Source organism: Paraliobacillus sp. X-1268, from assembly GCF_003426095.1.
GTDB classification, from domain to species: domain Bacteria; phylum Bacillota; class Bacilli; order Bacillales; family Amphibacillaceae; genus Paraliobacillus_A; species Paraliobacillus_A zengyii.
This window is the reverse complement of the sequence record NZ_QJSK01000005.1, coordinates 39,439-64,734: the sequence shown is the minus strand read 5'-3', so window position 1 is coordinate 64,734 and position 25,296 is coordinate 39,439. Positions and strand designations below refer to the sequence as shown.

Genomic DNA, 25,296 nt, shown 5'->3' with positions numbered 1-25,296 from the left:
GATTAAGCACCCATACGTTATTTCTTATGTTATTTCTCAATTTGTTCTGGTAACTCCTCATCTGTTACTGGTTCTATCGGTTGATCAAATTCTTCTTCGTCATCTTCCAAAGGATTGGACGTTGATGCAGCTGAAGCATTATTACTAATCCGCACTTCAACGGTATAATCCATAGAAACAAATGCATTAAATTTACTCATGCTAACAACTGTTCCCTTTACCTCATTAGACTCAACATATTTAACAATATAATCAATTTCTGCCCCTTTAGATTGATAGTCTTCATAAAATAACTTTGGTAAATCTCCTTCCATCACACCACGGTAGTCAGCTAGAAAAGGACGACCTTCAGAATAAGTAACTGTGATAGCGGGAGCCTCCTCACCGGTTAATTTAGTTCCTGCTTCAATCGATTGAGAAACTAATCTTCCATAAGATAGTTTTGATTGAAATTTCTGTTTGACCGTTACCGTTAGTCCAGGATAACTGGCTGCTTCATCCATTGTAAGTTCACCGAAATTTGGTACGACTATCGCTTTACCTACAGATATCTCGACGGTCATTTTATCTTTCTTAGCAATTTTTTCTTCAGCTTTTACACTTTGACTAATAACCTTGCCAACTTCTATCGTATTAGAATCTTTATCTTCAAGCGTTAATGCAATTTCATTCGTATCTGCCCATTGTTGTACTTCTTCTTTTGTACTCGCAGAAAAATCTGGGACACTAATATTCTTCTCAAATACTTCTTCACCTTTAGAGTAATAGACAGCAGCGCTATCCTTGCGACGATATGTTACTTCATCAATTTCGCTATCCTTAATAACAAGTTTAATAAATGAACCAGACTCGACTTTATCACTATATTCTGAAACCAACTTAAGGTTATCAGCTTGTTGCTCCTCTATCCAGAGCTCTGTATCGCTTTGGTTCATTTCAGAAAAGTCAGGTAAGGGAATAACTTCTTCAGGATCTGGTCCTAAACTACTAACTATCGAAAGCGTTTTCCCCTTTCGAATGTTTTTACCTTCTGATATACTTTGAGAAATTACTCGATTAGCTTCAAGATCTGCACTATATTCCTCTGTTAGTTCAATAGCTACATCATTCGTATTGGCCCATGCTCGTGCTTCAGAAACTGGTTTATCCCTAAAATTCTCCACTTCTGCATGAACTACATTATAGTAAGTAACACACATTACGATAAAAGCTAGAGTTGATCCAAGAATAATAAATAACAGCTTGCGGCGTTTTTTCTTCTGATAAGTCGGATCAAACTCTAATTCTTCTCCTACAATACTTCGACGACTACTAGTTGAAGAGAGCGGTTTTGTTTCTGGAATAACTTTCTCTTCTTCTTTTTCTATCACACTATCTTCTGGTTTTGCTATCGAATCTTTCGCTTCAGTTGATTTTCCTTCATCTTGTTCAATCAAAGTACCATCATATTTTTCTTTATTAAATTTTGATAAAAAATCACTCATAAGCTGATAGAGTACCTTTCTGAAGAGTGAAAGTTTGGTCAGATTGTTGTGCAATTTCATTCGAGTGCGTTACAACTACAACACATTTATCATGTTCGTGTGCCAATTTCTTAAAGATATTAATAATTTCTTGTTCCATTTCCTCATCTAAATTACCGGTAGGTTCATCAGCAAGAATTAATTCCACATTTGTAGCTAATGCACGAGCAATGGCTACACGTTGTTGCTCACCACCAGAAAGTTTATTCACAGAACGATCTGCTTTGCTTTTTACAATTCCAATATAGTCTAATAGATTATAAGCAACTGTATTTTGGTCTTTCGGAATTTCATTTTCTGTAATAGACATTGGAACTAGCACATTTTCTACTGCTGTAAACGCAGGAATTAGATTATAACTTTGAAAAATGATGCCGACATTATTGCGTCGATATTGCTCATAACCTATTTCTTTTATGTCTTTTCCATTAAATAATACTTTACCACTCTGTGGTGAATCTAAAGCACTAAGTAATGCTAAAAGTGTTGTTTTACCGGAACCAGATTGACCTAATATTGTATAAAACTTTCCCTTTTCAAATCCAACATTTGTATCCTTCAAAATATAACGACGACTTTCTCCATCTTGATAGAAATAATTCAAATCTATTGCTTCTAATATCATCTATTTCACCTCTCTACTACATCATTATTTTTTTAGGATTTAATCGAACAATATATATTAATGGTATGATTGTTGACACTAGAATCGTTAATAATCCTACTAAATAAAACATTAGTATATAGCTAGAATCCAGTTTCACCTCATACGAATCCATTACATCATCCGTTGTTACACTAGATTGATATGCCTCCAATTCACTGTAATACATCATGTCCTCATCACTTTGAGTATCTTCAGCATTGAGCAACGTTTCAGATATACCCTGCGCCAAAAAATTCCCGCTGAATAGCGATAAGGTAATACCGATTAGTGCGACAACCATTACTTCAATTAAAATTTGGCCTACTACACGAGCACGTCGTTCACCTAAAGAGAGGTAAATCCCTAATTCATGTTTACGATCTCGAAGGAACAATAATACAACTAAACCAATAATTAATACAGTAGCAATTACGGCAACAAGTAAGACATAACCAGCTAATTTAGACATAGATTTAACTGGTGCTGCGATTGTGTCATATTGATCGCTAGCATTACTAACTTTATAAAGTTCTGGTAATAATGGTTGAACTTCTTCCTCAAATGCAATACTATCCTCTGAATTATTCAACACAAAAATAGGTGTATAGTATTCCGTGAGGGCTTCTGCATCTGCTTCAATCATTGCGGCATATTCTTCATCAATTTTCATATACTCTTCATTATAATACGTTAATTCACTACTAACGACTTCATTAGGAACATAAATAGTATTTTGATATTCTATATTCATGAAATCCATTTCTCCACTTTCTTCACTTTCTTCAACACTTGCTGATTTAGGTTCAAATAAACCAATAACTTCTAATATAACATCTCGAGAAGTTGCTAATTTTTCTTCTCCAGTTTCTTCATCATAGCTGTATACCTCATTAGTTAATGTGATATTATCACCAATTTGCAAATCATTTTTCTCTGCTAACTTACTAGATATTATCGCGACACTAGAACCGTTCTCTATTTCACCTGATTCAAAAACGCGACCCTCAATTAAGTTCCCTATTCCTTCTTCAAAATCAATTACTGGTGCATAATTAATACCTTTCAACATGAAGTCGATACTAGGGCCTTCATATTCTACTTCAACCTCTTCTTCCATACCTTCGCCTTGATAACTTTGAACGTTCTCTGATCCTAACCATGTGGACAGGTTATAGTCATAATATTTCACATAAGAAAGCTCTCCAATTTGTTTTATTAATTCAAGATCTAAATTAGATATTTCTAATGTCATTTGGTCTTCTTCATCCATATTTTCTAACTTTTCATAATCAAGTTCAACAGTTGCTGCAGCACCTAATTTTTCTTTTATATTTGTTTCCACATTGTCTGTAGCCTGTTGGATCGAAATAGCACCTGATATTACGTTCCCTAAAATAAATATTACAGCCAATAAAATTAGTGACTTTCCTTTTTTTCTTGAAATACTTAACAGTCCACGCTTAATAAAATTCATTACTAACCCCCTCAAATTAAAAACATTGCATAAATCAAGATTCATAAAAACTGATGTCATGATAATTATTATGTATCAATTCCAAACTCTTCTATTAATCTGTCAATATAAACTTAATTATACATTTACAAACAGAATATACACAACCTAAATTTTGAAATAAATTGTATAATTTTAGTATACATAAACACTGAAATAACTAACCACTTTTCCTCAAAAAGCGCTATTCATAAAATGAATAGCGCTTAAGTTTATCTAAATTATATAATTGGATGATTTACTTTACTCTCTTGTTTTTAACAGTACATCAATCGAAAAGGTTGTAACAGTCTCTTTATTTTGATTATTTATAGTGAACGAAAAAGTTACCGTACCTCTTCCACCTCTTGAAGATAATCGTTTATTCATCACCTCAACAGTACCAATCAATAAATCATTAGGATAGACAGGCTTTGTCCATCTAATTTGGTCAACTCCAGCACCAGTAATCACCTCATCACCCAATACATCCGCTTCAATCCACCTGGACCATACCAGACCGATTGTTTGATACCCAGATGCAATAATTCCTTTAAACATCCCTTGCTTTGCAAATTCTTCGTCAATATGTATACGTTGTGGATCATATTTTTTTGCGAAATCTAAAACATCTTCTTTCTCTACCTTGATTGGTTCTAGATTAAATTGTTGACCGACCTTCAAATCTTCTATATACATTATTATCCACCTTCACAGCTAAATTAAAACCAATAAATATATTACACCAACTTGCTTTATTTTCCAAAAATAATCTACTTTATAATCAAATAATTTAATTGATCGCAAAATAATTAAGCTACTATCAGTAATTTAAATACGAGTAATATTACTAGTCATTATTCTTTAAAGTGTTATACTAATTATATTGTACACAATTTAATTTCGTAAGGGAGTGGGTCAGTTATGAGTATTTACGATATCACAGTTAAAAAGTCTAATGGCACAACATACCAACTTGATGCATACAAGAATCAGGTTATGTTAATAGTAAATACGGCATCCAATTGTGGACTTAACGGTCAATTTGATGGACTTGAAGAAATTCACCAGAAGTATAAGGATAAAGGCGTTGCTGTACTTGGTTTTCCAAGTAATCAGTTTGCTAACCAAGAACCAGGTACATCGGAAGAAGCGGAAGAGTCTTGTCGAATCAATTTTGGTGTAACATTCCCAATCCATGAAATCATTGATGTTAATGGTAAGAATGCACATGAATTGTTTCAATATTTGAAAAGTAATTCCAAAGGATTTTTAGGTAATAACATTAAATGGAACTTCACTAAGTTTTTAGTAGACCAGAATGGTGAGGTTATCGAACGTTTTGGACCTAAAGTTGAGCCAGCTAAAATTGAAAAGAAAATTGCACGTATTGTTTCTTAATAATAAGGAATCCTTCAGTCTATCTAAGGATTCCTTTTTTATTAGAGTTTTTTAAGAAATAGTACTTTGAGATAGTCTCCCTCTTTATACTGCTTTATTGTCTTAAAATCATCTGGTAAAGAAAATGTCTCAATAACCCTGTAAGCCTCATCCATTTCCTTAAAAGCTTGATTAACAAAGTTCTTAAACTTATCCATGCCAAAACCACTAGCATTCGTTGACGCAACAATGATCCCTTGATCCGCTGTAATAGCAATTGCTTCTTTAAGTAAGTTCACATAATCCTTTGACGCACTAAACGTATGTTTCTTGGATCTAGCAAAACTAGGGGGATCAAGAATAACCATGTCAAAATTCAGATTCTTTTTAACCGCATATTTAAAATAATTAAAAACATCCATCACTCGAATGATATGATCGTTCTCATCTAGGCCATTCACTTGAAATTGTTCAATCGTTTTAGGTAAGCTACGATTCGCAAGGTCAACACTCGTCGTCTGTTCAGCACCACCCAGTGCTGCAAAAACAGAGAAAGCACCTGTATATGAAAAAGTATTTAATACTGATTTTCCATTAGCATACTTGTCTCTTATTGTTTTTCTTACCTGCCTTTGATCAAGAAAAATTCCAGTCATTGGACCATCATTTAAATAGACGGCAAAATTCACACCATTTTCCTTGATAATAATCGGAAAATCGCCGCGTTCTCCGGCAACAAAATCATCGTCTTCTAGGTATTTTCCACCAGTATCAAAACGTTTTTTCTCGTAAATACCTTTAAATTCAACTAAGTTCTTTAGTGAATTCAGTATAAGCTCTTTGAACAGATAAATCCCTTGACTATACCAATTTACAACATAAAACCCTGCATAGTATTCAATAGTCAGACCGCCGATCCCATCTCCTTCTCCATTAAAGACACGAAAAGCAGTTGTATCTTTATCTTTATAATAGGCACTTCTTATATCTAATGCCTTTTCGATTTTTTTATCAAAAAACTGCTGATCAATTGGCTCATTTTCATTTTGAGTTAATACCCAACCGAATCCCTTGTTTTGTCTACCATAATAACCTCTTCCAAGAAAATGATTTTTCTCATCAACTAATTGAACGATTATACCTTCTTGATCCAGTACCTCCATATTTAAGATGGCTTCTTTAAATATATGTGGAAAACCTATTTTAAATTTATTAACAAATTTATCTTTAATTTTCAATTGTACGTCATTCTGCATTTCCTTCATCCTAACTGTTTATATATGTACTTACTTTATCATTTGACTTTCTATAAAGCTAGCTTCAATAAGTCTTCCCTCGTATATAACAAATCTAATTCAGGGAATTATGTGTGTAATATTTTCTTACAAACAAACAGATTATTCACCATATGTATGCTAACATTAAATCCAAATTCAGATTTTCTGGGGGATAACTATGATGGGAAAGCAAAAACTTGTTTTAATCGGAAACGGTATGGCAGGTTTGCGCTGTATCGAAAATATTTTAAAAGAGGATAATACCCTTTACGATATCACCATTTTTGGTAGTGAGCCTCACGTGAATTACAGTCGGATTATGCTATCTTCCGTACTACAAGGAGATACAACATTTAATGATATCACAATAAATGACCGTAACTGGTATGATGATCATGATATCCTTCTTCATACTGGTGAAACCGTTACAAATATTAATAAAGAAAAGAAGCTAATAGAGACCGATAAAAGCACAATAACCTCTTATGATAAACTCATTATAGCAACTGGTTCTAACCCTTTTATTCTACCCTTACCTGGTAATGACAAAGAAGGTGTTGTCTCTTTTCGCACAATAGATGACTGTCACAAAATGATCGACACGGCAAAGAAATATAAGAAAGCGATAGTAATTGGCGGTGGACTCCTTGGCCTTGAAGCAGCAAGAGGCTTATTAAATTTAGGAATGGAAGTTGACGTTGTTCATATTTCTGAATATTTAATGAATAAACAATTAGATGAAACAGCAGCACATATGCTCCAAAGTGAATTAGAGTCACAAGGCATGCATTTTCTTCTAGAAAAACAATCTGAAGAAATCATTGGAGACGCTAGGGTTGAAGGAATTCGATTTAAAGATGGAACAATAGCTAAGGCAGATCTTGTTGTGATGGCAGTGGGTGTAAAACCAAACATTCAATTAGCGCAAAAAGCCGGTATTGAAACTAACAGAGGTATTCTTGTCGATGATTTTTTCGCAACGCGTTCAGAGGATATTTATGCTGTTGGTGAATGTGCAGAACACAACGAAATGGTATACGGTCTTGTCAAACCGCTTTATGAACAAGGAGCTGTACTCGCACGACATTTGTGCGCCAAGGATAATGAGCCATATAAAGGATCCGTTTTATCAACACAGTTAAAAATATCAGGAGTTGATGTATTTTCTGTCGGACAATTCTATACAGATGATCAAACAAAGGCCATTCATTTTCATGATGAAGTTGCTTCAACTTATAAGAAAGTTTTCTTTAGAGGTAACAAAGTGGTTGGCAGCGTCATGTTCGGTGACACTAAAGAAGGACCTAGATTGTTAGATATAATTATAAAACAAAAATTCGTCGCTGATCAAGAAAAGGTTGCTTTACTTACGCCTTTAGATCCAAGTGAATCTTATGTAGCTACAATGCCAAAAAATGAATTTGTTTGCACATGTAATGCTGTATCTAAAGGTACTATTATTGAAAATGTCCAACAGCACGCGCTTACTACTGTTGATGAAGTTCGCCAATGTACGAAAGCTTCCAGCTCATGTGGTGGTTGTAAACCAATTGTTAGTGAACTACTAACCTATATAAATAGTGAATATTTTAATGAAGCAGTTGAAGATAAAAGATTCTGTTCTTGCACTAAACTAACTGAGGATGAAATAGTTACAGAAATACAAACGAAGCATTTAGCTAGTGTTACGGAAGTTATGGAAACACTAGGATGGGGAACGAATGACGGTTGTGCAATTTGTCTTCCCGCTATAGAGTATTATTTAGAAATGATCTATCCAGAATATGAACAAAATCAAGAAACAATCTATGTGAATGAAAAGATGAATGCAAAACTTCGTAAAGATGGCACCTATACGATCGTTCCACAACTATATGGTGGAACAGCTCAGACCAGTCAATTGAAAACTATTGCAAAAGTTGCAGAAAAGTACAATATAACTACCCTACCATTAACAAGTGCACAAAGAATTCATTTAGAAGGCATTAAAAAAGAAGATTTATCTTCTGTATGGACAGATCTCAATATGAGGCTTCACTCCGCAGCTGCAAATACAGTACAGAGTATTAAAACTAGCAGTGGTGATCATTTATGCGAGTGTGATAAACTACCAGGTTATCATATCGCACATGAGCTTGAGCGGAGAATGGAATTTCTAAAAACACCTTATCGTATCAGGATTGGAGCATCTGCTTGTAAACATAATGGAGCTGGTTCCACTACAAAAGATATAGGTATTATCAAAATGGATAGAGGATGGGAAATTTATGTCGGAGGTAGTAGCGGTCGCAACAGTCGCTTAGGTGAATTATTAGCTGTCACCGAATCACAGAAAGAAGCAGTTAACATTATTCTTGGTTTCGTCCAATACTACCGTGAATCTGCCAATTACTTAGAACGAACATGGCAATGGATTGATCGAGTAAGTTTAGTTCACCTTCGTGAAGTGCTTTTTGATGAAGAATTACAAAACTATCTAATTGATAGATTAGAAAGAAGTGTGAAGCAGCGTAAATTGTTATTACTAAGTAATTAATAGGTTTCATACTTCTTAACTCTATAAACCAGAACTCCATTAAATCAGCGAGCAAAGGATGAGATATCTTGACAGAGTTACTATTGAAATACTTCAGAGATAAGCAACAAAAAGCTGAAACAGAGAAAATTTATGATTCACAATGCCCTTATTGTAGTATGCAATGCAAGATGCAATTAGTAGAACAAAAAGTTGTTTCGAGAAAAACATATAAAACAATCGGAAAAGATAACCCAACCTCTGAAGGACGGCTTTGTATTAAAGGATTAAATGCCCATCAGCATGCACTTCATAAAGACAGAATTAAACAGCCATTAATGAAGGTTAACGGTGAATTCGTTACTGTTTCTTGGGAAGTCGCATTAGAACAGATAAAAGAGAATTTCAAAAAGATTCAGCAACAAGATGGTCTTGATGCTTTATCGGTTTATGGTAGTGCTTCAATCACTAACGAAGAAGCGTATCTATTAGGTAAATTCGCACGCGTTGGCTTACAAACAAAACACATTGATTACAATGGTCGTTTATGTATGGGAGCTGCTGCAACAGGTGCAAATCAAACGTTTGGTGTAGATCGCGGATTTACGAATACAATAAAGGAAATTCCTAATACGCGCTGCATAATCTTAGCTGGAACAAATATCGCTGAATGTCAGCCGACCATCATGCCTTATTTTGAAAGAGCCAAAGAAAATGGCGCATACATCATTGCTATAGATCCACGCGAAACAGCCACAACCAAATTAGCAGATATGCACTTAAAAAACAAACCAGGTTCAGATGTAGCCTTAGCTAATGGATTATTAAAGGTAATTATTGAGAATAACTTAGTTGATCAGGCATTTATTCAAGATAGAACTAATGGATTTGAAGAAGTAAGAGAACTAGTAACATCTATTGAGCTTGAGGAAACAGCGCAGTTAACAGGCTTAACTGTTGAGCAAATTAAACAGGCTGCTACTGCTTTTGGACAAGAAACATCAGGTATGATCTTTACCGCAAGAGGCATTGAACAACAAATTGATGGAACAGCTGCAGTACGTTGCTTTATAAACATTCTTTTAGCTACTGGGAAAATCGGAAAAACTAATTCTGGTTTCGGTGCAGTTACTGGTCAAGGCAATGGTCAAGGAGCGAGAGAACACGGACAAAAGTCAGATCAATTACCAGGTTATCGCTCGATTGAAAACGATGAACATAGAGAATATATTGCAAATGTTTGGGGAGTTAATGCACAAGACTTACCTAGAAAAGGCGTATCTGCATACGAAATGTTTGAGGAAATTGAGCAACAAAAAATTAGCGGTATGTTCGTTATGTGTTCCAATCCAGTTGTTTCAAATCCAAATGCTAACTTCGTCAAAAAAGCATTAGAACAATTAAAATACCTAGTAGTTGTTGATATGTTCGTTTCAGAAACAGCAAAACTAGCAGACATCATCCTACCAGCCTCTTCCTATTTAGAAGATGAAGGAACTATGACTAATGTCGAAGGTCGCGTCATGTTAAGAGAAGCAAGCTTTCCACTACCTGGTGAAGTACGACATGATTGGCAAATCATTTGTGATATAGCAAAAGCATTAGGAAAGGAACAGTATTTCCCCTATCAAAGTGCTGAAGATATTTTTGAAGAACTTAGAGTCGCAAGCCGTGGTGGTAGAGCAGATTATTATGGCATTACCTATAATCGGATTCGAAAAGAAGATGGTGTCTTATGGCCATGCCCGGATCCGAATGAATCTGGTACAGACCGTTTATTTGAAAATTCATTTGCTCATGAAGATGGTAAAGCAAAAATGGCAGCCATTTCACACAAATTAAAAATACCCAAACCAATACCTAGCGATGCTTATCCGCTCTTTTTAACAACTGGCCGTGTCATGTCACACTACCTAACTGGTGAGCAAACAAGAAAAAGTCCTTCGCTTGCTGCAAGAAATATTGAAGCGTTTATGGAAGTCCATCCAGATACAGGTTTAAAATATAATCTAAAAGAATCAATGCTTGTAAAAGTCGAGTCAAAACAAGGCTCTATCGTTGTTAGAACGAAATGGTCTACTACAATAAGAAAAGACACCGTTTTTGTACCATTCCACTGGACAGAATCACAAAATGTTAATCGATTAGTTTCTGATGAATTAGATCCTCACTGCAAAATGCCTGGTTTTAAAGTGAGCACAGTTAAAATTAGCCCAGTAAATAGGTAAGTAATTTAGTAATCTATTAAATAAGTCGACTGTTTCAAATAGAAACAGTCGACTTATTTATTTTATGAAACTCACACTACATATCTTTTTTAATTTCATTTTTACTTTGATAACTTCTTTTGATTAATTCGAATGGCTTAAGCATTATCCTACGAAACTTCCTTCTATTAACATCTTGTTGAGTTGCAGGTAATTTACCGAAAATTAAATGAGCAAGCGGTATATAAAGATGAATGGTGCGAATAACCAAATAACAGAAAATGACTGTCACCATATATCGAATCGTTATGTCAAAATGAAACCAATAATTTGGTCTTGTTGGAGTATATACTGCAACTTCTCTTAGGATTAACGGATGAATTAAGTAAAAGGCAAAAGAATAAACTGCGAAGTGTTTTACTCTACCAATCATTTTAGTTGATCCCATTGCTGCAAATTTCTCTGCTAGCTTGTAAAAGAAATAACTTCCTATTACTAAATAGGTAATTTCAGTTAACGTGTAAACTGTACCAGTTACCGTTATTTCTTGGAGTGTATAGCCATAGTAATGTAAATAAAATAAGCTTGATCCCGTAATAAGTGTCATCACACCAAATATAATGATAGGGATGTTATTTTTCCCTTTAGCTTTTTCTGTTTCATAGTGTAATCCTATCCAACCGCCTAAAAGTAAATACGACATATTACTAAGAAATATATGAGAACTCGTTAAATCAAATGTAGATTGGATGACAAAATAAGTGAATTGAATAAGGATACCGCATAACCAAAGGTATTTCTTAATAATTGAAAATCGTTGTGAAATCCAAATTACTGCAGGTAATATCATATAAATTTGAACGATAATAAAAATAAAGTATAATTGATAGTGGGATTCTCCTTGTACTATCCGACTGATAACATCTCCTATAACGAACTCACGTCCTAATCGGGAATACGCATAAAACTCATAAACACTAGCCCATATGAGATAAGGTACAATAATAAACTTAAAACGTTTTTTATAGTAATCTAGTAGATTATCTTTCGTCCATCTTTTTTGTGCATGACTATAGAAAAAAACCAGTCCCGTCAACATAATAAAAATACCCTTTTCCACACGGAGCGTTCGACTTAAGTAATGATACTTTTGAAATGCACCGCTATCCATCTCAAACGAAGTATAATAAGCACCAATTGTATGGATTAACACTACCGATAACATTGCAAACGTTCTTAAAAAATAAACAGCCTCAATATTTTTATTTTTCATCCTAGGTCTCTCCCAACAATTCACTTTTATTCCAGCGTGAAATATAATTACTATTATTATAATAATCACATTAACGTAATTTTACATAAAAATGGGAATTACAATATAAATAATACAATTCTTTATAGACACTTTACATTAGTTATCTACACCCCTTTATAAGACGCAAATAAACCGACTTCCCATAAGAATGTCGGTTTTTATTAGAGCTTTATATTCATCCATTCTTATCTACAACTGCTTGCGAACGCCCCGTTAGATCAAGACTTTGTATAATTAATACTTAATACACTAGTGTTCATGTTATTAATTTGATAAAATTATCACGATTGATTATTTAACTCACTATAGAAGGAGTTCGATCACTTGAATAAAATAACTTATCTATTACTTCTAATGTTAATATTTCTAAATGGTTGCGGAACTGATGAAGCGTTATTAATAGGAAAGAGAACAGATGTAGATCGAGTTGAATATAATCAAGAAATTAGAGATAATCATGTTATTACGCAAGTTAAAAATATATTAGAAACTAAAACGGAGAATCAGATTTCAGAAGAACCTAACGTATATCCAGATTTTATATTATTATTGAAAAATGAAAAAGACAATATAAGTACACTTAACTATGCTGTGTGGCTAAATGATAGCGACAATGCTTTATTAAGTGATGAAATTTTTGAAAATCAAAATTATTATAGACTTTCTAAAGAAAACACTGATAAATTAAAAGAGATACTGAATTGAAGTGGACTTTGATTATCAATTAATCAGACCTCACCAAGCAAAAAAACCGACTTCCCATTAGAAAGTCGGTTTTTATTAGAGCTTTAATTCACCCATTCTTAAAAGCTCTACAACTGCTTGCGAACGCCCCTTTACACCAAGCTTTTGCATTGCATTTGAAATACATAGTGATTGCAAATATTAAATAAAGATATCTCCCTTGAAATTTCAAGTTAATATCTTTATTCACTTTTTTTTAATACCTAAGCGTGAAATAGTGCTTGTCAGTCCCTAATGTTCTTCTGTAAGGACTTATTTATTAAATTAAGCTCGTTGGATCTCTTTCATTATAAGCTAATCTATTGCTAAGAGAGAATCTATTAACTAGTATTTTTCAGCATATTTTAGCGCATTGTAAGGATTTACTAATCGGATATCTCCAATTTCTTCACTGCTCAATAAGATAATATCTTTTATTTGCTTAGCACTTAATTCATAATTATAACTCTTTAATAGACCAGCCACGCCCGAAACATAAGCTGTGGCAAAAGAAGTGCCTGATAGTTTAGTAAAGTCACTGTCGAGAACTAAACCTATAACATCAACTCCTGGTGCATAGATCATGTCTTCTAAACCATATCCAGAATATACCAGTTTTTCCCCCTCACTATCCACAGCTCCAACACATATAACATTTTCTAATTCGTAGGAACAAGGATAGATTGAAGACTCATTTAAATTATTTCCTTCTTTACCTGCTGAGGCAACAAATAAGACATCACTATTTTCTTTTATTTTATTAAACATTTGCTCGTTAAAATTCTGAGTATCCCAACTAATATTTATAATACGAGACCCAGTACCATAAGCATAATCTATTGCAGGTATAGAATCTTCTATATCTCCAGAGGTCCCATTTAATACTTTTAAAGGTAAAATCGTAACCCCTGGTGCTATTCCCCAGGCCTCGTTTTGTTTAGAATGTTCTCCACTAATTATTGAAGAAATAAATGTCCCATGATAATCATTTAAAGCACTACTAAACAAATTATTATTGTCACTGTAGAAGTTCCAACCATTAAAGTCATCTATGTAGCCATTATTATCATCATCCAGGCCATTTTCTTTTTCAACTTTATTCACATAAATACTATTTTTCAAAAAATCATTTTCTATATCGACACCAGTATCCAGCACACTTATAATTACATTCGGCTCTCCCAAAGTAATTTCCCATGCTAATGTAGCATTTGTATTATAAATTTCACTTTCATTGTTTAAAGATACTTGTTGATCCGGAACACTCTTATTTGATACATAAAATGTGAAAAGCATTATTAGAAAAACAAGTATTACGATAGAAAACAATATATATTTTTTTTTGTTATTCATACCATACACCTCATAAATACAAACACCCCAATGTATTGGGGTGTTTAAATTTCCTAGTAAGTAATTGTTGACGAACGTTGTTGACTTTTATTATAACCAGTACCTATAGTTATAGATGGGCTACCACTAATACTTACTCCTCCGATTTTAACAATCTGGTGCGCGAACTGAGAAACTATTTTAGTATCCTTGCCAACTTTTTTGTTTTGATATAAATCTAGAAACACATAACCTGTTTTCAATTTATTTCCTACATTAGAAGTTTGGTTGGTACTAAAAACAATTCCTTTATTTGGAGTCTCACTTTTAGACCAAGAATAATTTTTGCTTAGCTTACTCCATTTAGTAACTGCAGTATTTGTATTATAATAATACGCACTTGAGCTTATATTCTTAGAATTTAACCCTCCACCCCAAGCTACTGCAATTCTATCGGTAAAAAGATAATTATAATAAGGTGTTGTCCAATTAAAGTTTATTCCAACGTTATATTGAGGCTTAGTTTTAGTTGATTTATTAGCTACAGATTGAGTATATTTTAACTTACTACTAGATATATAACCAGATGCGGTTATAGTATTTTCTTCAAGAACTTCCTTTGTATTATACTCAGGATTTTCCTCAAGTGCATTCTGTAACATTTTATATCCTACTGTATCAAGCTCCAACGTTTCTAAAGCTTCATCTTTTGTAATTTCCCTTAAGTCATCCAAATCATTTTCTATCAATTCAACTTCTTCAGAGGACAATCCCAACTCTTGAAGTTCAGACTCATCAGTATTTGCAAAAAACTCAATTATAGATAAATTATCTAAGTGGAAGTATGAAACATCAAGATCTACTTTACTTGGATCTTCAATAATTATCTCTGCAAGTTCTTGTTTTTTATCGACAGGCATAAGTTCTATCGTTTCCGCATCAAATCCAAATTCTATTAAAATATCATCATTATTTTTATCAACATTTAGCTCAGATGCTTGGATAGTTAACGTACTAGAAATAAATAAGACTATAAATGTAAAAAAAGCAATTAAATTCTTTTTCAAAATAACACACCCTTAACCTTAAATTTTAATTATACATGGCCATGTACATTATTAAAATACCATATAATTCAATATTATTCAATATATTTCAAATTAATTTGTTTTTTTTACAATTACTTGATTTTTATTCAAATTAGATTTATAATTTAAAGAAAATATATACTTAACAAATTTGGCTCGTAATCCTAAAATGATTCAAAGAATCATTGATTATTTCGTTACTAAATACTTTTCACGTATACCGTAAGTCTGGATTTAATAGAGGAGGACTATTTTGAAAAAATTAAAAATTATATTTGTTATTACTCTTGTTACTATTTTTTTCTTTTTATTTTATCATTATAACGGAACTGTTACTGAAGGTTATTTTACTGTGAATGAAGAAGATATTATAGTTGAAAGTGACAAAACTTTTCTTTTCTTGGATAATAACAAAATAGAAGTACCGCAAAATTTAGTTGACAACATTAAATCGGGAGAAAGACACCATATTCGCTTTTCAGGGAATAGATTATTTAAAAACAATACAGAATTAGATATTATAGAGGCAGATAATACTTAATATTATTAACTTATACTTTTTTCATATTAAAACACTTGTATTATTCAATCTATAAATATTTCAATGTTAAATGAATTCTCTGAGCTAATTGAGTTAAGTGTCGCATGAAAAAACCGACTTTCAATTGAAAGTCGGTTTTTATTAGAGCTTTAATTTTTACCCATTCTTAACGGCTCTACAATTGTTTGGGAACATCCCATTTCGCATGGAATTTGAACTAGAATTATATTTACGCCTTTTCCTCTTCTTCATTAGCTTGGAATGTATACTTCAAATCAATTTGTCCATTCTGATACACAACACCAAAATCAATTAATGCCTGGAAAACATGAAATAAATCCTTTTCCGTATCGTTTAATGCTCTAATTGCTTGCTTTATATGTGTTATATTCACTTCATTTTCTTCTTCACTATTCAATAAGAAGAGTTCGTCATTCATTCGATTAATCTCATGTTCAAGTCTTTCTCTTTTTGCTTCATATTCATATTTATTAATCATTTCATCTAAATAAAGATCTAGTAATCTATTCTTCTTTTGTTCAGTTGCTGCAATCGTATTATTCAACTTCTTCATTTTTTGATTTTTGTTATCGTTAAGTGATTTTTCAAGATGAAAGTTTACTTTTTCGCTTTCACTGATTAAATCTTTTAATATAGTAATCCTTAAATTTTCATAAGTCATTGGAACATGACTCACACATTGACCAGAACGTCTATAATTACTACATTTCAGATAGCGCCAATGTGTTCCATCTTTCTTTCGTTTGCCTGCTTGATTAATAATCATACTACAACCGCAATGCGCACATTTTAATAATCCTCTAAACTCATTATAAGGTGATATCTTCTTTTTTTTATTTAATACTTTCTTATCATTCGCTAGATCAAAAGCTTCTCTAGATACAATAGCTGGATGATGATCCTTGAATACTATCCATTTACTTTCCGGATTACGAATCTGTTTTTTTCGTCCATCTACTTTGATTTTAGTATATTGATTTAAAATAAAATCACCACAGAAAGTACGATTTCTTATAATACGTTGTATGGTCGTTAATTGCCATGCTCCACCGTTTCTAGGTGGTAAGATCGTCCCTTCTGCAACACCTTTATTTAGCTTATTCGTAATGGATTTCATTCCAATTTTCTCTTCATTGTACCATTTAAATATCTGATGAATAATTGCTGCTTCGCCTTCTTTAATTAATAACTTCTGATCTATTTTTTCATAGCCATATGGCGTTTTACCAATATGGTCACCACGCCTTACTTTAGCTGCAAGTGCTGCACTAATAGAGACAGATTGCGTTTTTGGATATTGTGCTGCAAACATTGAAAACATCTCAAACTTCATATCATTCTTGCCTTCTAGTTCACTATCATATCCTTCTTCAATCGTTATCACTCGGACACCATGACCTAGCATTACCTCTTTAATTTCAAGCGCATCTTTAAGATCTCTTGCAAGCCTATGTAGAGACTTGAATACAACCATCTTTATTTCCCTGTTACGCGCTTTTTTAAGTACTAGCTGCATTGCTGATCTCTCTAAGAACATTGTTCCTGATTTTCCAGCGTCCTGTAAAATTGCTCGATCATCCCACTCAAAATCATGTTGTTCAAGCCAATAACGACATATGTCTACCTGGTTAGCTAATGAATCTTTTTGTTCATCACTATCAGTAGAAACACGCGCGTAAACTAAATATGGGTAATCATCATATTTTAATCCCTCTTTACTTTCAAACATTTTTTACACCTCAATATTTAAATGCTTTTTACATGTTTATTATACATCATTTTGATAACAAGAACATACGTTTCCGATAAATATACTTATCCTACATATTTATCTATCTCAAAACGATGAAATCCATCTAATTCATTTAAATATTTTTTAAAGATTGCATTTCCAATTAAATTGTTATTTTTATCAAAAATTATATTTCCAAGTTGATTATCTATCGTTAGTTTTGATATTAATGAGAAAGACAATCCTGTCTTTCTTATATTTATTTTGTGATTATCATTAGTTCCATATATCGCTAAATTGTATTCTTCATCAGAAATTAGATTGAAATCATATAAAACAGTAATAAATCTATTAAGAGTATAACTTACAAAGTCATCTTCAATTTTTATTTTTACCATTGCCAAATTTATCAATTCAGTATCTTCTTTTTCTCTTAAATCAATAAAAAGTTTTCTTGTACTATTGGGGTATTCTTTCGAGGAGATTGCATGTTCTCCATAAGTCTCTCCAATATATACATTAAAGTCGTCTGTATCTTTTCTAGCCTTAAAATAATTATATGTTTTCATAATATGTTGTTTTAAAGATTTAGTATGTTTGTCATTTATATGCATCTTATAAAATTTTCTTGCCTTTTCATTTTTTAAACGATTTACTACAGCATCTTTTATAAACTCTTTTCTAATATCATAAAAAAACAAGGTGTAAATCTTATCTATAAAATCTAGCGATTTCCAACTAGCAGCTTCTTTGTGTTTATCCATTCGTTCTTTAATTATACTAAGGTACTCATCATTTAAATCAAGGATATGTTCTAATCCGGATTTTATGAAATCCTTTTTTAAAGCATCTAATGTAGATAATTCATCAGATAAAACTATTTTTTCATTTTCAATTAAATCTTTTTCATTTTCAGACAATTTATCTTTATTATAATTGTTTAATGTAGGATTTAAGATAATATCTTTAAAAATGTTACTTCTTAATTTTTTTATTTTATTCTCCATGTTTCCATTTTTCCTAGAGTATTCTTCACTATTAATAAAATGAATTGGCGGCAATAATTTATGAAGATTAAAATTTCTATGATCAAATACTTCGTTTAATCTATTCACTCTTCCTATAAGGTTTGTAAGATCTTTTTCTAATAAACTATGAGTATTCATAATGAAGAGTGTATCAATGGGAAGGTTAACACCTGCAAGAATAACATTATTAGCAACTAAATATTTCAAATTATTATTAATTTTAAATTGATGTTCTAAATATTCCTTAATCATCTCAGGCATTTTTCCATGCAAATATAATATACCTTTTTTTATCAATTCAATCATGTGAAAATCCTTATGTATATGTTCTTGTAAATCCTTAATAATGTTTTTAATACCCATATCATTTTGTATAAAGTCTAATTTAGTATAAAGTTCTTTTGAGAATTCCTCTATTTTTTTGGGTCCTTTATGATATATGAAATTTTTTTCACCCGTGTTTGATTTAATATAGGTAATAAACCCCTTTTCTAAACTTGTATAATTTATCACACCATATTTGTAAAACACATCATTGAATCTATTATAAATGTAAACCTCTCCATTTTCTTTATATTCATATATCATTGGCTCTTTCATATTGAATTGAATTCTTTGTTCTGCTATTTCATCTAAAGGTTCTAATTTTAAATTATCGCTATTATTTATTAGTGGTGATAAATAAATAATTTTATGTTTAATATTCTTTTTTTTATTTAATTTAATTAACCTTGATAGCAGTATACTCCTGCTATCCTTTTCGAAAAGCTTATGTGCTTCATCGATATATAATATATCAAAGTATGTATCATGTTTTTCTAATAACCTAAGTGCTCTCTCCTGTGTTAAAATTGAAATGAATTTATCTTCATTATTAAACATTTCATCATGGATTAGAATTTTACTCCCTAAATCTGCAGCTCTTACATTTTTATATGTTTGAATCAAAAGTGATTTTGAAGGGACAATTATTCCTATTTTACTTGAGTTTCCATTGTTATTTTTTATATGATCTATTATTAATGAACTTTTACCAAAAGAAGTTGGAGCAATTAAACTAATATTTGATTCCTCGCTATCAATAAATTTCATCCTATTAACTTGTTGTTCACTTGTTTCAATATAATTGTTATATTGATAATCTCTTATATTTATTGCAGCTAAATCATCTTTTAACTTAAAATTTGATATCATCTTTTTTGAACGGATATCATTTGCAATTGGGTAAAAACCGAAATTAATAGAAAAATCATAAAGAGGCCTATAATCATTATAAAAAATTGAATATTTTAAAATTAAATAATATCCAAATTCCAAATAAGAAGTTAGCCTTTTATCTTTTTCAAATTCATATATAAACGTTATAGCGACAGAAAGTATGTAGCTTTTCTCTTTAAAATCAAATTCTTCATCTAGGAAAAGTTTCCTTATACTATTATTAAATAAAGGGATTTTTTCATTGATTAATTTCAATTGTGTTTTCTCTTTGCTTTCCATTATCCTCGTTCCTTTCTATAACATCTAAAAAATCCATAAAAAGATCTATAGTTCTTTTACTACAACATATTATTAGCATTCTACTAAACTCAATTTTTAAAAGATACTTCTTTATGTCATCCAATATAACTTGCCTATCAACATCATTCCACTCACCCTTAAAAAAAATAGTAGATGCAGGAATGATATTAAATTCTTCCGGTAAATGGTAAATTTCACTAACGTAATCATCGGATAATAGTTCTAAATTTCTTAATAACGACTCTGTTGGTTCATTGTCCCTTGAATTAGCATGTTGAAATGCATTTTGCCATGGATCATTTTTATCTTTATTGACACCTTTTAGTTGGTTACTTAAACTCCTATAAGCTTCCTTTATCTTACTTTTATGTAGTGATCCATCAATACTATTTCCTGCTTTACTCTCCATTATCCACTCATCTTCACCGATAGTATAATAACCATCAAAACCCTTTTTCATAGCATTTTCTTCCTTGTTAAGAAACATACATTGTTGCTCAAAAGATAAGCTAAGTAAATACAGATGTATAAAAAACTCTGCTGTTCCACCAATTCTTTTATTGTAATCTTTACTATCAAAGAATTTCTTAGCTGTTTTTTTCACAATTTCAATAGAACTTCTACTGTTAACACCTTTACAAATTCTAACGAAATGTTGATTTATAAAACTAGACATTGTTTCATCGATTTCTTTTATGTCGATAAAGTGAATTTCAGAAGTATGATCAATTTTAAATATTTGACTATTAAAAATTCCACTCAAGTATCTACACCCTTTCTTATAAGAAATATGATTAACTGACTATTTTCACAATAACATAAAAAAACAATTAGTAGTATAATAAGCCCATTAAAAAGTATATATAAAGAAATCATATTAAAAAAGGAAAACGTGCGATCGCTTAACCTACAGTTCTATATTTAATAACTTGCATATCCTTATTTCATTAATTTTCACCACATTTATGATTCTAAGTATTGATACCAGTAAAAATAGCGTTGCACTAATACTATGGTTTTTGGTTCAATAATTTATAAGTTATGACACTTTTTATTCAAATAAATAGGGTGAAACGACTCTAAAGTCGTTTCACCCTACCATTAAATTTCTCTTTCCAATAACCTCTAGTCATACTTTCAATTGCTACGCCTGTGCTACTTTGTGCGCCTATAAATTTTCCATCACCTATATAAATACCTACATGACCATCTTTTTTATATGTATCAAAGAAAACTAAGTCTCCTGGTTCCATCTTATTTATTTCAATTGCTTCGCCCTGGATCTTTAACGTATCTGTTGTTACGCTGCTTAAATTACCTAGATCTACACCGGCATTATTAAATACATAATGAATAAAGCTACTACAATCAAATATACCGTTGCTTATGTCTGTTTGATTTCTACCGCCACCGAAAACATAAGTAGATTTACCAATGAATTGCTTGCCAATATCAATAACAGAAACTCCTGCTTCGCTGTAACTTTCTTTATAGATAGCAACCTGGTTCAAAATGTCTTCTACGTACCAATCGGCATGATTATATGCAAATATAGCTTGCTCTGATTTCCCTTCAGAAGCGCCACTAGCTGATAAATAATTAGCTGCGCTAAAAATAGCGTCAAATATATTATACGGATCTTTTATACCGTCGTCGTTTGCATCTACGCCGTATGCTTCCCAAGTCTTTGGCATAAATTGCATGTGACCTGTTGCGCCTGCGCTTGAAACCATATCAGTTATAGAAGAAAAGTTAGTCTCTTGTTTATGAATTGCTGCTAACAGTTCCCAATCAATTGAATAAACTTCCGCAGCTACTTTATAAATAGGCAGATATTCAATTGGAACGCCGCCCTCTTGTGTAATCAATTGGTTTACTAAATTGCTTGTTTCTCCCTCAATTCCTGCCCCCATTAATTGCAGCGCTTTTACGTATGCTTTTTCATAACCAGACAGCGCATTTTCTTTTTGTGATAGTTCAATCCGTTCGCTTTTTTCTTCTGTTTTTTCTATTTGTTCCTTTAATTCTTTTCTTTCTGATTGGATATTTTGCGCTTCATTTTGATAATTTTGTAGTGTTGTAGCATGTGCCGGAACAGCTGCAACAAAAAACAAAAGGATCACTAAAAAAGATCTAATCAACTTTATGCAGCGCCTTTAATTGATCCAATTGTTTTTTTATTAAATGTAAGCTATCTAATTGCCCCTGGTCTTCTACATTTATTTTTCCGGCTTGCTGCAAAGTGCTTGCTAGTTTCATAGTATAAAAATCTAAGAAGGAAGAAACCATCATAAGCGTGTTATCATCAAAATAGAATTGTTTTAGCTTGTTCGCCTCTCCTTCATCTAATTGGTTTAATTCAAATTCTAGCAATCCTTTTACTTCGTCAAACAAGGTTAAACGTTTCTTTCCTTCTTCTTTTCCATATGTTCTTTTAAAGCCTTTTCGAACGTTCTGGCGCATAATTGACATATGCAAACACAAAACCCCTATATCTATATTTTTAAGCCTTACAATCATCAAAAAACCTCCCTTTATGCTTTTAAGTCAATACCATGTGAAAATTTTCTTTTTCTTTTCTTGTCATTCAAATAACTAGTAATCTCGAATTGAATTTCGTCTGATTTTATATTTAAACATGTTATTAGATCTACAACTTTGCTGTATTGTGCTTCTGTTATGTTAGATTCCATTAATTCTGTAACAGCAACGTTTAGCAGCTGACTAGTATAAACATCTATTTCTTTACTATTTCTCTTTATTTTTAAAGCCAATGGCATTCTCATTTGTATATTTTCCATAAGACAACCTCCTTCATATAGCCTCATTTAGATCTTCTAGATACGTTTCTAGCTTCCTTTTCTCTGTTTTTGTAAGTTCATCTATCTTCATAAGAAAAAACGATTTTCGACCTATCTTTACTTTTCGATCTTTGCCGTATGCTTTTGCTCTTTCCCAGTGAATACATTCCCAGGGTAAGAGTATAAAACCTTGCCTTTTCGCTAGATCTTCCGCAATTTCTAACGATTGATAGAACGAAAACTTTTGCATTTTTTTAGCATAAGAAACAATATTAATTGAATTGGTATACAAATAAGATAAAGGTCTAGGATCATTCACTTTATAATCTTTTGGTATCAATGTAATATCTTCTATTTTCATGTTTTAGACCGCCTTCTCCGTTGTTTTCCTCTTGCCTGGTTATGGATCTCTTCTAACGTTTCAAAAAACTCTGTACCTTGTTTTTCTGTTGCTGGTAAAGGGAAGTTTTGCACCATGTTAAATGTATCGTACAGCTGCATTTTAAAAATTCTTTTCGCTTTGAACATAGGAAAGAATTGTGTTTGCATGAACTCCCCTGTTTGATAGTCTCTGAAATGCAATTTAAAGCCTTTGTCACCAACTTTTGTAACAGTGATTAATATCTCTACTATCTGCCTTATTCTGCTGTCTACGTTGTTAATGGAAGGACTACAATATATTTGTACCGATTGCATTTTTCTAGTGAACATTAATACCTCTGTTGCTACACCCGAACCGTACTTACTCCACTTTCTATTAGAGAAAGACATTTGCGCTTCGTCCCAACAAATAATAGAACCTTGCGCCTTCGCTACGTCGTACCAATCGGTGTAATGATCCATTGGCTCGCTATCCAATAGATCATAATTAGAAAAAAGTTTAACCTTTCCACCTTTTGCTTCTGTCTTCTGCTTCCAATGATGTGCTAGCAAAGACATCATAAACGTTTTGCCCGATCCTAAAGCGCCTTGAATAAAGAAGTGATGTGCCATCTATCGTTTACCGCCCTTCTCCGCCATAACTATAGGTTTTGGCGGTTTAGGTATCAACGCTTCAATTGTATCTAGATAGTAATCTGGAGAAGCTACGTCCGTTTTACCTTTTTCTTTAATATATTTAACTATGTCTTTATATGGATCTTTTTCACCATGTAAGTATTTGTTGCTTCCCATCTTTTCGAGTAAGAGCAATCCTTTTAATTGAATTTCTCGCAAGTTCTGCGAATTGTTTTTCATTACCTCGATTACTTGCTTTACATCTGAAATATGTTGCACATTTGGGAATAAATCATCTGATATAACGCCTTGTAATTTTTCTGCGTTTTCTGTGTCATTTTGTGGCTGTGAATTTTGCATTTAGTGAACAATCCCCCTGCTTTAAAAATTTAATCGCACTGTACAAGCCTATAGAAACAACGTTTTAGCTTGCTTTTTGCTTGTTTTCTATCTCCTGGATAATGTTTTCTAATTTCGATTCTATTTTTTCATTTAAAGGCGTGTAATATTCTTCATCATGTTCTGCAAACTCTTGTAAACTTTCAATTACTCCCTTTAATTCATAAATCAAAAGATACATTTTCATATTTTCCATAGTTGAAACACTCCTTTTTTAAGTTGCTGCAAAGCCTAATACGACTAATGCAATAAAGATCAATCCGATTAGTAAACCTTTTGTCCAATCTAGGCTACTAGGTAGAATTGGCGGTTTATATGATGTTATTTGCTCTAGTACGGTATTCATTTCTAATTTTGCAAGCCGTTCTGTTTCTACAATCGATTGCGTTGGCGCTCGATAAAAGAAGTTCCGTCCATCTTTTCCGGTCGTGATCTCGCAATCTTCTAAAGGAACATTGTATAAGCCATCTACTTTAACGGCGTTGTCCGTAACTTCTGTTACCAGGTTAATATCACTTGTCCTTTTTTCGTGATTGAAAACAATAAGTAAATCATTTGTTGAAAAGTTATATTCGTTTTCTTCTGATTTCTTTTTCCCTAATCCTAGTGGCATTTAAAAAGCAACTCCCTTTCTTTTCTTACTAGTTTTTCTTATCGAACGTTGGTAAACCTTCCAGGACGCAAAGGCGACACATGCAACCCCTAAACTCGTACCAGCACCAACAACAAACATATATATAAACGCTTCTGCCATTTCTAAAC

At 32.3% G+C, this 25,296-nt stretch carries 25 protein-coding genes and 1 pseudogene; 5 read left to right on the top strand and 21 right to left on the bottom strand.

Annotated elements, in window-relative coordinates; all coding sequences use genetic code 11:
* Nucleotides 1-29 precede the first annotated feature (29 nt).
* The 4 genes from D2K62_RS08860 to D2K62_RS08845 form a co-directional block, all read right to left on the bottom strand.
* The gene (locus tag D2K62_RS08860) at nucleotides 30-1,484 is read right to left on the bottom strand and encodes a PASTA domain-containing protein (protein WP_112181541.1); all 1,455 of its coding nucleotides are present in this window, start codon (nucleotides 1,482-1,484) and stop codon (nucleotides 30-32) included.
* Entirely contained in the window at nucleotides 1,477-2,148 is a 672-nt protein-coding gene (locus D2K62_RS08855; RefSeq protein WP_112181542.1) for an ABC transporter ATP-binding protein, read from the bottom strand. The genes D2K62_RS08860 and D2K62_RS08855 overlap by 8 nt, the downstream gene beginning before the upstream one ends.
* 16 nt (nucleotides 2,149-2,164) lie before the next feature.
* Entirely contained in the window at nucleotides 2,165-3,643 is a 1,479-nt protein-coding gene (locus tag D2K62_RS08850; protein WP_112181543.1) for an ABC transporter permease, read from the bottom strand.
* A 282-nt stretch (nucleotides 3,644-3,925) separates the two neighbouring features.
* Nucleotides 3,926-4,360 carry a MaoC/PaaZ C-terminal domain-containing protein gene (locus D2K62_RS08845; RefSeq protein ID WP_117161289.1) on the bottom strand — a complete coding sequence of 145 codons (435 nt, stop codon included), beginning with the start codon at nucleotides 4,358-4,360 and terminating at the stop codon, nucleotides 3,926-3,928.
* Between the two features lie 225 nt (nucleotides 4,361-4,585).
* Here D2K62_RS08845 and D2K62_RS08840 point away from each other — a divergent pair, with 225 nt between their 5' ends.
* Nucleotides 4,586-5,062, top strand: a complete 477-nt coding sequence (locus D2K62_RS08840) for a glutathione peroxidase (RefSeq protein ID WP_112181545.1) — start codon at nucleotides 4,586-4,588, stop codon at nucleotides 5,060-5,062.
* 41 nt (nucleotides 5,063-5,103) lie between these two features.
* On the opposite strand, the gene D2K62_RS08835 is transcribed toward D2K62_RS08840, so the two are convergent.
* Nucleotides 5,104-6,297 (bottom strand): class I SAM-dependent rRNA methyltransferase, encoded by a 1,194-nt coding sequence (locus D2K62_RS08835; RefSeq protein ID WP_112181546.1) that lies wholly within the window; start codon nucleotides 6,295-6,297, stop codon nucleotides 5,104-5,106.
* 202 nt (nucleotides 6,298-6,499) lie between these two features.
* Here D2K62_RS08835 and nirB point away from each other — a divergent pair, with 202 nt between their 5' ends.
* Both nirB and nasC read left to right on the top strand, forming a co-directional pair.
* On the top strand, nucleotides 6,500-8,854 hold the full coding sequence (gene nirB / locus D2K62_RS08830; RefSeq protein WP_112181547.1) for a nitrite reductase large subunit NirB: 2,355 nt from the start codon (nucleotides 6,500-6,502) through the stop codon (nucleotides 8,852-8,854).
* Between the two features lie 68 nt (nucleotides 8,855-8,922).
* Complete coding sequence (nasC, locus tag D2K62_RS08825) at nucleotides 8,923-11,061, top strand: assimilatory nitrate reductase catalytic subunit NasC (RefSeq protein WP_117161288.1); 2,139 nt, start codon at nucleotides 8,923-8,925, stop codon at nucleotides 11,059-11,061.
* Nucleotides 11,062-11,137: 76 nt separating this feature from the next.
* Here the strand turns inward: nasC and D2K62_RS08820 are convergent, their stop codons facing one another.
* Nucleotides 11,138-12,313, bottom strand: coding sequence for an acyltransferase (locus D2K62_RS08820; RefSeq protein WP_117161287.1), 1,176 nt, complete (start codon nucleotides 12,311-12,313; stop codon nucleotides 11,138-11,140).
* A 366-nt stretch (nucleotides 12,314-12,679) separates the two neighbouring features.
* Here D2K62_RS08820 and D2K62_RS08815 point away from each other — a divergent pair, with 366 nt between their 5' ends.
* Nucleotides 12,680-13,060, top strand: a complete 381-nt coding sequence (locus D2K62_RS08815; RefSeq protein ID WP_117161286.1) for a YhfM domain-containing protein — start codon at nucleotides 12,680-12,682, stop codon at nucleotides 13,058-13,060.
* 75 nt (nucleotides 13,061-13,135) lie between these two features.
* On the opposite strand, the pseudogene gerE reads toward D2K62_RS08815, so the two are convergent.
* The 3 genes and pseudogenes from gerE to D2K62_RS08800 form a co-directional block, all read right to left on the bottom strand.
* Nucleotides 13,136-13,222 (bottom strand): annotated as a pseudogene (gene gerE / locus D2K62_RS08810) (spore germination transcription factor GerE); the annotation flags it as partial.
* Between the two features lie 201 nt (nucleotides 13,223-13,423).
* Entirely contained in the window at nucleotides 13,424-14,431 is a 1,008-nt protein-coding gene (locus D2K62_RS08805) for a S8 family serine peptidase (RefSeq protein ID WP_117161284.1), read from the bottom strand.
* Between the two features lie 53 nt (nucleotides 14,432-14,484).
* A complete protein-coding gene (locus D2K62_RS08800; protein ID WP_117161283.1) occupies nucleotides 14,485-15,477 on the bottom strand; it encodes a hypothetical protein in 993 nt (330 codons plus the stop codon).
* Between the two features lie 274 nt (nucleotides 15,478-15,751).
* On the opposite strand from D2K62_RS08800, the gene D2K62_RS08795 reads away from it, so the two are divergent.
* Complete coding sequence (locus D2K62_RS08795) at nucleotides 15,752-16,039, top strand: YxeA family protein (protein ID WP_117161282.1); 288 nt, start codon at nucleotides 15,752-15,754, stop codon at nucleotides 16,037-16,039.
* Between the two features lie 229 nt (nucleotides 16,040-16,268).
* On the opposite strand, the gene D2K62_RS08790 is transcribed toward D2K62_RS08795, so the two are convergent.
* The 12 genes from D2K62_RS08790 to D2K62_RS18950 all read right to left on the bottom strand — a co-directional run bounded on the left by D2K62_RS08790 (nucleotide 16,269) and on the right by D2K62_RS18950 (nucleotide 25,288).
* Nucleotides 16,269-17,789 (bottom strand): recombinase family protein, encoded by a 1,521-nt coding sequence (locus tag D2K62_RS08790; RefSeq protein WP_117161281.1) that lies wholly within the window; start codon nucleotides 17,787-17,789, stop codon nucleotides 16,269-16,271.
* An 86-nt stretch (nucleotides 17,790-17,875) separates the two neighbouring features.
* Entirely contained in the window at nucleotides 17,876-20,317 is a 2,442-nt protein-coding gene (locus D2K62_RS08785; RefSeq protein WP_117161280.1) for a DEAD/DEAH box helicase, read from the bottom strand.
* On the bottom strand, nucleotides 20,277-21,101 hold the full coding sequence (locus D2K62_RS08780) for a hypothetical protein (RefSeq protein ID WP_117161279.1): 825 nt from the start codon (nucleotides 21,099-21,101) through the stop codon (nucleotides 20,277-20,279). The genes D2K62_RS08785 and D2K62_RS08780 overlap by 41 nt, the downstream gene beginning before the upstream one ends.
* A gap of 316 nt (nucleotides 21,102-21,417) precedes the next feature.
* On the bottom strand, nucleotides 21,418-22,479 hold the full coding sequence (locus D2K62_RS19115) for a C40 family peptidase (RefSeq protein WP_117161278.1): 1,062 nt from the start codon (nucleotides 22,477-22,479) through the stop codon (nucleotides 21,418-21,420).
* Nucleotides 22,472-22,858, bottom strand: coding sequence for a hypothetical protein (locus D2K62_RS08770; RefSeq protein WP_117161277.1), 387 nt, complete (start codon nucleotides 22,856-22,858; stop codon nucleotides 22,472-22,474). The genes D2K62_RS19115 and D2K62_RS08770 overlap by 8 nt, the downstream gene beginning before the upstream one ends.
* A gap of 14 nt (nucleotides 22,859-22,872) precedes the next feature.
* Nucleotides 22,873-23,139: a hypothetical protein gene (locus tag D2K62_RS08765; protein ID WP_117161276.1), complete on the bottom strand. Its 267-nt coding sequence runs from the start codon at nucleotides 23,137-23,139 to the stop codon at nucleotides 22,873-22,875.
* A 13-nt stretch (nucleotides 23,140-23,152) separates the two neighbouring features.
* Nucleotides 23,153-23,500 (bottom strand): hypothetical protein, encoded by a 348-nt coding sequence (locus D2K62_RS08760; protein ID WP_117161275.1) that lies wholly within the window; start codon nucleotides 23,498-23,500, stop codon nucleotides 23,153-23,155.
* The gene (locus D2K62_RS08755; RefSeq protein ID WP_117161274.1) at nucleotides 23,497-24,132 is read right to left on the bottom strand and encodes a zonular occludens toxin domain-containing protein; all 636 of its coding nucleotides are present in this window, start codon (nucleotides 24,130-24,132) and stop codon (nucleotides 23,497-23,499) included. Before D2K62_RS08755 ends, D2K62_RS08760 begins: the two co-directional genes overlap by 4 nt.
* A complete protein-coding gene (locus D2K62_RS08750) occupies nucleotides 24,133-24,495 on the bottom strand; it encodes a hypothetical protein (RefSeq protein ID WP_117161273.1) in 363 nt (120 codons plus the stop codon). It lies immediately after the preceding gene.
* A 64-nt stretch (nucleotides 24,496-24,559) separates the two neighbouring features.
* The gene (locus D2K62_RS18740; protein WP_157967873.1) at nucleotides 24,560-24,730 is read right to left on the bottom strand and encodes a hypothetical protein; all 171 of its coding nucleotides are present in this window, start codon (nucleotides 24,728-24,730) and stop codon (nucleotides 24,560-24,562) included.
* An 18-nt stretch (nucleotides 24,731-24,748) separates the two neighbouring features.
* The gene (locus D2K62_RS08745; protein WP_117161272.1) at nucleotides 24,749-25,147 is read right to left on the bottom strand and encodes a hypothetical protein; all 399 of its coding nucleotides are present in this window, start codon (nucleotides 25,145-25,147) and stop codon (nucleotides 24,749-24,751) included.
* The gene (locus tag D2K62_RS18950; protein WP_198671294.1) at nucleotides 25,148-25,288 is read right to left on the bottom strand and encodes a hypothetical protein; all 141 of its coding nucleotides are present in this window, start codon (nucleotides 25,286-25,288) and stop codon (nucleotides 25,148-25,150) included.
* Nucleotides 25,289-25,296 lie beyond the last annotated feature (8 nt).